This window comes from Janthinobacterium sp. FT14W (genome assembly GCF_009208755.1).
Lineage (GTDB): Bacteria > Pseudomonadota > Gammaproteobacteria > Burkholderiales > Burkholderiaceae_D > Janthinobacterium > Janthinobacterium violaceinigrum.
Map to the genome: position 1 here is coordinate 1 of NZ_WFLL01000093.1, position 5,958 is coordinate 5,958.

Consider the following 5,958-nt stretch of genomic DNA (forward strand, 5'->3'; position numbering starts at 1 on the left):
CGGCGCGCCGCCAGGCTACCCCGCCGTGCTGGCCTTGCCCGATCCGCCCGCCTGGCAGCGCCTGCACGATGCGGCATCGGCATGGCAGGCGCCGTATGCGGGCGCACCCGCGCTGTTTGCCGCCACGTATGCGCGCCGCAACGGCGACGGCGCGCAGGTGGGCTTGCAGCTGCACTGGTATGCGCGCCAGGCGCGCGATGCCGAACTGCTGACGCACCAGGCCTTGCCATATGGCGCGCGCTGGATGCCGCTGGCGCAGCGCGTGCAGCACGTCGCCGTGGCGGGCGGCGCCGTGGGCGTGCGCGAAGCCGTGCTGGCGCACGGCGGCGAACGCCTGCTGGTATGGCGCGCCTACCGCCAGGGCGGAGTCGTCACGGCCAGCCCCGTGCTGGTCAAGCTGCTGCTGGCGCAAGCCAAGCTGCTGGGCCTGCGCCAGGATGGCGCCGACATCATCGTCTTTGCCGCCTACGACGAACTGGCGCCGCCGCCGCGCGCGCGCCTGCAAGCCTTCCTGCGGGCAGCGCTGCCCGTCATCGAACAACGCTTGCAGGAGTTGCCGCATGGCCCTTGACACCGAGACGGGCCGCACACGGCAGGCTGGCGGCGCGGCCAGTGCCGCCCCCCTGATCGTGCACGTGATCCACCAGCTCGACGTGGGCGGGCTGGAAAACGGCCTGGTCAACCTGATCAACCATTTGCCGCCGGAACGCTACCGGCACGCCATCGTCTGCCTGAAGAACGCCACCGCGTTTCGCCAGCGCCTGACCACGCCCGGTGTCGACGTCATCAGCCTGGACAAGCGCGAAGGCAAGGACTGGCGCCATTATCTGCACCTGTACCGCGTGCTCAGGCGGCTGCGCCCCGCGCTGGTACACACGCGCAACCTGGGCTGCCTGGAAGCGCAGCTGCTGGCCTGCCTGGCCGGCGTGCGCCTGCGCGTGCATGGCGAACACGGGCGCGACATGAGCGACCTGCACGGCACCCGCCGCAGATACCGGCTGCTGCGCAAATGCATGCTGCCGCTGGTGCAGCACTTCATCGCCGTCAGCGCCGACCTGGGCGAATGGCTGGTGAACGCCATCGGCGCGGCGCCCACGCAGGTGTCGCACATCGGCAATGGCGTCGACAGCGTGCAATTCCATCCGCGCCTGGGGCCGCCGGCCGCCGTGGGCCCGCCCGGTTTCCTGTGCAACGGCGCCTTCGTCATCGGCAGCGTGGGCCGCATGGCGGCCGTCAAGGACCATGCATCGCTGGTGCAGGCCTTCCTGCTGCTGCTGGCGCAGCCGGGCGCGCGCGCGCGCCTGCGCCTGATCATCGTGGGCGACGGGCCGTGCCGCCACGCCTGCCTGGAACTGCTGCGGCAGGCTGGCGCGGCCCATCTTGCCTGGCTACCCGGCACGCGCGACGACGTGGCCCAGCTGCTGCGCGCCATGGACCTATTCGTGCTGCCCTCGCTGGCCGAAGGCAGCTCGAACACCATCCTCGAAGCGATGGCCACGGGGCTGCCCATCGTCGCCACCCAGGTGGGCGGCAACGGCGAACTGGTGCAGTCGGGCTGGAGCGGCACCCTGGTGCCGCCCGCTTCGCCCGAGATGCTGGCCGACGCCATGCTCGACTACTACAGCATGCCCGAGCTGGGTCCCCGCCATGGCGCGCGCGGCCGGCGCCAGGTGCTGGCCGAACACAGCCTGCCCGCCATGGCCGGCGCCTACCTGGCCGTGTACGACCGCCTGACGGGCGCGCGCCAGCCCTCCCCCCTGTCCACCTATCCCTGAAAGGCCCCCCATGTGCGGCATCAGCGGCATCTTTGATTTGCAGGGCCAGCGCGACATCGACGTGCTGCTGCTGGCGCGCATGAACCACAGCCTGCACCACCGGGGACCGGACGAAGGCGGCCTGCACCGCGAGCCGGGACTGGGCCTGGCGCACCGGCGCCTGTCCGTGATCGACCTGGCCAGCGGCCAGCAGCCGCTGTTCAGCGCCGACGGCAGCGTCGCCATCGTCTTCAACGGCGAAATCTATAATTACCGCAGCCTGATGGCCGAACTGCGCCAGTTCGGCCATGCCTTCCGCACCAGCAGCGACACGGAAGTCATCGTCCACGCCTGGGAACAATGGGGCGAACACTGCGTACGGCACCTGCGCGGCATGTTTGCCTTCGCCCTGTGGGACCGGCGCCGCCACGTGCTGTTCCTGGCGCGCGACCGCCTGGGCGTGAAACCCCTGTATTACGGCGAGGCGCAGGACGGCACCCTGCTGTTCGGCTCCGAACTGAAAGCCCTGCTCGCGCATCCGGCCATGCCGCGCGCGCTCGACCCGCTGGCCGTGGAAGAGTATTTCGCGTACGGCTACGTGCCCGAGCCGCGCAGCATCTTCCGGCATGCGCGCAAGCTGCCGCCCGGGCACACGCTGTCCATCCGCGCCGGCCAGCCGCTGCCCGCGCCGCAGTCCTACTGGGACATCCCGTTCACGCCCAATCCGCCCGCCAGCGAGGCGCAGGCGGCCGACGAACTGCTGGCGCGCCTGCGCGAAGCGGTGCGCATCCGCATGGTGGCCGAAGTACCGCTGGGAGCCTTTCTGTCGGGCGGCGTCGATTCCAGCGCCGTCGTGGCGCTGATGGCGGGGGCCAGCAGCACGCCCGTCAACACCTATTCCATTTCGTTCGGCGACCCGGCCTACAACGAAGCGCGCTACGCCGACCTGGTGGCGCGCCGCTACGGCACGGCGCACCACGCGCGCCAGGTGGAGCAGGACGACTTCGAACTGATCGACCTGCTGGCCAATCTGTACGACGAACCGTTCGCCGACAGCTCCGCCATGCCCACATACCGCGTCTGCCAGCTGGCGCGCCAGCGGGTCACGGTGGCCCTGTCGGGCGACGGCGGCGACGAAAGCCTGGCCGGCTACCGGCGCTACCGCCTGCACACGCGCGAGGAAAAGGTGCGCAAGGCGATGGACCCGCTGCTGCCGGCCGGCCTGCGCCAGTCGCTGTTCGGCACCCTGGGGCGGCTGTATCCGAAGGCCGACTGGGCGCCCCGCTTCCTGCGCGCCAAGACCACGTTCGAGGGCCTGGCGCGCGACACGACGGACGCCTATTTTCACGGCGTCAGCCTGCTGGGCGACGCCATGCGCGCGCGCCTGTTCAGCCCCGAGCTGCGCCGCAGCCTGCAGGGCTACCGCGCCGTGGAAGTGCTGCGCGGCCATGCGCTGGCCAGCCCCGCGCAGGATCCCCTGTCGCAGGTGCAGTATCTGGACCTGAAAACCTACCTGCCCGGCGACATCCTCACGAAAGTCGACCGGGCCAGCATGGCGCATGCGCTGGAAGTGCGCTCGCCCCTGCTCGACCACGAACTGGTGGCGTGGATGTCCGGCCTGCCGCCGCAGTTCAAGCTGCGGCGCGGCGAAGGCAAGTACCTGCTGAAAAAAGCCCTGCGCCCGCTGCTGCCGGACTCCGTGCTGTACCGCCAGAAGATGGGCTTTTCGGTCCCCCTGGCCGACTGGCTGCGGGGCCCGCTGCGCCAGCGCCTGCAACAGCGCCTGCTGGGGCCCATCCTGGCGCAGTGCGGCCTGTTCGACATGGACTACGTGCGCCTGCTGCTGGAGCAGCACGCGAGCGGACGGCGCGACTACAGCGCGCCCCTGTGGTCGCTGCTGATGTTCGAAGCCTTTCTGCGCCAGGTCGCCAAGGGGGCCGCCCCGTCGGACCTAAGCCCGGCCGTCCCGGCAGCCGCCACCGTCCCAGGCTGAGCCATGCGCATCCTGCACATCCTCGACCACTCGCTGCCCCTGCACAGCGGCTACAGCTTCCGCACCCTGGCCATCCTGCGGCAGCAGCGCGCGCTGGGCTGGCACACCATGCAGCTCACCAGTGCCAAGCAAGGGCCGGCCGACGGCGCCCAGCAACTGGTCGAGGGCTGGCATTTCTACCGCACGGCGCCCGCTGCGCACTGGTGGGCGCGCCTGCCCGTGCTGCGCCAGGCGGCCGTCGTCATCGGTCTGGCCGTGCGCCTGCGCGGGCTGGCGCAGCGCCTCAGGCCCGACATCCTGCATGCGCATTCGCCCGCCCTGAACGCCATCGCCGCCCTCAACGCGGGGCGCGCGCTGGGCATCCCCGTCGTGTACGAAGTGCGCGCCTTCTGGGAAGACGCGGCCGCCGACCATGGCAGCAGCCGGCCCGGCGGCCTGCGCTACCGGCTCACGCGGGCGCTGGAAAGCTACGCGCTGCGCCGCGCCGACGCCGTCACCACCATTTGCGAGGGCTTGCGGCGCGAGCTGCGCGCGCGCGGCGTGCCCGCGCATAAGATCACCGTGATTCCGAACGCCGTCGATGCGGGCGCGTTCAGCGTCACCGCGCCCGGCGACCTGTGGCTGGCGCACAAACTGGGCCTGCATGGCCACCTGGTCATCGGCTTCATCGGCTCGTTCTATGCCTACGAAGGACTGGCCCTGCTGCTGCGCGCCATGCCGCGCATGCTGGCCGCTCAGCCGGCGTTGCGGCTGCTGCTGGCCGGCGGCGGGCCGCAGGAAGCGGCGCTGCGCGCGCTGGCGGCGCAACTGGGCATAGCCCACGCCGTGGTGTTCGCAGGCAGCGTGCCGCACGCGCAGGTGGCCGCCTATTATCAGCTGGTCGACATCTGCGTGTATCCGCGCCTGCCCATGCGCCTGACGGAGCTGGTGACGCCCTTGAAACCGCTCGAAGCGATGGCGCAGGGCCGCCTCGTGGTGGCGTCCGACGTGGGCGGCCACCGCGAACTGATCGAACATGGCAAGACGGGCATGCTGTTTCGCGCCGGCGATGCCGAAGCGCTGGCGCAGGCCATACTGGCCCTGCTGCAGGCGCCCGCCAGCTGGCCCGCGCTGCGGCGCCAGGCACGCGCGTTCGTCGAGACGGAGCGCAGCTGGGACGCCAGCGTGGCCCGCTATGCGCCCGTGTATGCGCGCATGGCGGCGCGCAGGTCTGCGGAAGTGGCGCCATGATCTTCACGGGTCTGCGCATCGCGCTGGTCGGCCCGCTGCCGCCGCCGGCCGGCGGCATGGCGAATCAAACGGCGCAACTGGCGCGCCTGCTGCGCGACGACGGCGCGCAAGTGCAGCTGCTGGCCGTCAACGGCCCCGTGCTGCCGCCCTGGCTGGCGCGCATCCGCTACCTGCGCGCCGCGCTGCGCCTGCCCGTGCACCTGTGGCGGCTGTGGCGCACGGCCAATACGGTCGACCTGTTCCACATCATGGCCAATTCCGGCTGGTCCTGGCACCTGCACGCGGCGCCCGCCCTGTGGATCGCCAGCCTGAAAGGCAAGCCGGCCCTGCTCAATTACCGGGGCGGCGAAGCGGCCGTTTTTTTCGCCCGCGCGCCCCGCCTGGTGGCGTTCAGCCTGCGCCGCGCCAGCGCCATCGTCGTGCCTTCCGCCTACCTGGCCGCCATCTTCGAGCAATATGGCCATACGGCCCACATCGTGCCCAACGTGGTGGACTTGCAGCGCTTTACGCCGGCCGCGCCGCGCGCGTCACCGGCCGAGGCGCCCTGCATCCTCGTGGCGCGCCACCTGGAAAGCCTGTACGACAACGCCAGCGCCGTGCGCGCGCTTGCCCTCGTGCGCCAGAGCTATCCCGCGGCGCGCCTGGTGCTGGCCGGCGGCGGGTCGCAGCGCGCGGCGCTGGCGCGCCTGGCCAGGTCGCTGGGCGTTCTGGATTCCGTGCGCTTCGCCGGCCCCGTCGACAATGCCGCCATGCCGGCCCTGTACCAGGCCAGCGACATCGTCCTCAATCCCAGCCTGGCCGACAACATGCCCATTTCCGTGCTCGAAGCGCTGGCCTGCGGCGTGCCCGTCGTCAGCACCGATGTGGGCGGCATCCCCGCCCTGCTGCAGGACGGCGTGACGGCGCTGCTGGTGCCGCCCGGCGAGCCGGCCGCCATGGCGCAGGCCATCGTGGCGCTGCTGCGCGACCGGCCGCGCGCGC

Annotated in this window: 5 protein-coding genes; all 5 read left to right on the top strand. The window is 71.5% G+C overall.

Translation table 11 applies throughout. The features are described 5' to 3' along the window. Positions 1-571 (top strand): exosortase C-terminal domain/associated protein EpsI (locus GCN74_RS27930; protein WP_152259674.1); only part of this gene is annotated, 571 nt, incomplete at its 5' end. Beyond that, a complete protein-coding gene (locus tag GCN74_RS27935; RefSeq protein ID WP_152259675.1) occupies positions 561-1,775 on the top strand; it encodes a TIGR03088 family PEP-CTERM/XrtA system glycosyltransferase in 1,215 nt (404 codons plus the stop codon). The genes GCN74_RS27930 and GCN74_RS27935, both read left to right, overlap by 11 nt. A 10-nt stretch (positions 1,776-1,785) precedes the next feature. Further along, positions 1,786-3,747, top strand: a complete 1,962-nt coding sequence (locus GCN74_RS27940; RefSeq protein WP_152259676.1) for an XrtA/PEP-CTERM system amidotransferase — start codon at positions 1,786-1,788, stop codon at positions 3,745-3,747. A 3-nt stretch (positions 3,748-3,750) separates the two neighbouring features. Further along, entirely contained in the window at positions 3,751-4,977 is a 1,227-nt protein-coding gene (locus GCN74_RS27945) for a TIGR04063 family PEP-CTERM/XrtA system glycosyltransferase (RefSeq protein WP_152259677.1), read from the top strand. Beyond that, positions 4,974-5,958: glycosyltransferase family 4 protein (locus tag GCN74_RS27950; RefSeq protein WP_152259678.1), on the top strand; the 985-nt coding region annotated here is incomplete at its 3' end. The genes GCN74_RS27945 and GCN74_RS27950, both read left to right, overlap by 4 nt.

Bases quoted from the DNA above. Each gene is read 5' to 3' on its own strand.
- GCN74_RS27940 (WP_152259676.1), top strand. From the start codon at position 1,786: ATGTGCGGCATCAGCGGCATCTTTGATTTGCAGGGCCAGCGCGACATC.
- GCN74_RS27935 (WP_152259675.1), top strand. From the start codon at position 561: ATGGCCCTTGACACCGAGACGGGCCGCACACGGCAGGCTGGCGGCGCG.
- GCN74_RS27945 (WP_152259677.1), top strand. From the start codon at position 3,751: ATGCGCATCCTGCACATCCTCGACCACTCGCTGCCCCTGCACAGCGGC.